At 30.7% G+C, this 1,033-nt stretch carries 2 protein-coding genes; both read right to left on the reverse strand.

Going from position 1 to position 1,033, the window contains the following annotated elements:
- Positions 1-600, reverse strand: a 600-nt coding sequence (locus QMD61_11600; protein ID MDI6725278.1) for an NAD(P)-binding domain-containing protein, incomplete at its 3' end; no start/stop codon positions are given.
- 24 nt (positions 601-624) lie between these two features.
- The coding region (locus tag QMD61_11605; protein MDI6725279.1) for a cytochrome c biogenesis protein CcdA at positions 625-1,033 on the reverse strand (409 nt) is incomplete at its 5' end.

Below are 1,033 nucleotides of genomic sequence, written 5' to 3' on the forward strand. Positions count from 1 at the left end.
TGGGCATTCTGTTCTTGAAATGAATTCTAATACTTTTTCATCTAGATTTAGTTTATAAGCAGCCAAAAGTGTTTCAAATAGTAGTGCTGCGAGACCTTTAGTATAGGAACTTCTAAGCATCTTTATAGATGATGCTTGTCCAATCTTATCACCTATAATCTCAATTTTCATTCCATAATCATTAAGTTTTGCAAATTCAGATGCATATTTACCCGAAGCAATTAGGGGAGTGTTTATCCCGGATCTAATACTGCCTATGATTGCTGCATCTACAAATTTGGAATTAGATAGGTATTTTCTGCATTTTCTAACAGTGGTAGGTGCAATATTATTTAAATCTACATAAATTCCCCTAAAACTCTCTCCAATTTCCCTGGCAACAATAACTGCATTTTTTGGGACAACCGTGGAGATTAACATTTGGCAATTGGTTGCTAGTTCCTCATTTGAGTTTACTAAATTTACACCACTATTTTTTGCTTTTAAAACTGTTTTAGGACTTCTTCCAGTTATAGAGGTTGATACTTCTAAACCTTGTTTTAATAGTCCTTTGGATAAGGTTGATGCAACTTCACCAAATCCTAAAAATCCTATTTTCACTAAATCACCAATATAATGTTTTTTTTATTGCAAAATTATAATTCCAAAAAGATTCAAAAGAAGGTATAATCCTGCTGTGAATATTATAATTCCTGAAATTATCCTTATCCAATTTGAGTATTGAATTATTTTTTTTAAATTGATTTTTGAAATTAAAAAAGCTATTATCATTAATGTGAGAGAAAATCCTAATGTAAATAGTGTTAGATTAATTATGGTGTAACCTAAATTTCCAGTGGACACATTATATGCTATTAATGCAATTAAGTAGGCACCGTAACATGGAGCCCAAGCCACAGATGTTAAAGCTCCCATCAAAACTGAGGAAAATTGACTTTTAACAGTTCTATAAGTACTTGAGATCTGAAATAAACTTGCATTAAATATTAATATAATCCCAATTATCATGATGATAAGTGATGCTATAATTCTG

The sequence above is a fragment of the Methanobacterium sp. genome (genome assembly GCA_030017655.1).
Lineage (GTDB): Archaea > Methanobacteriota > Methanobacteria > Methanobacteriales > Methanobacteriaceae > Methanobacterium_D.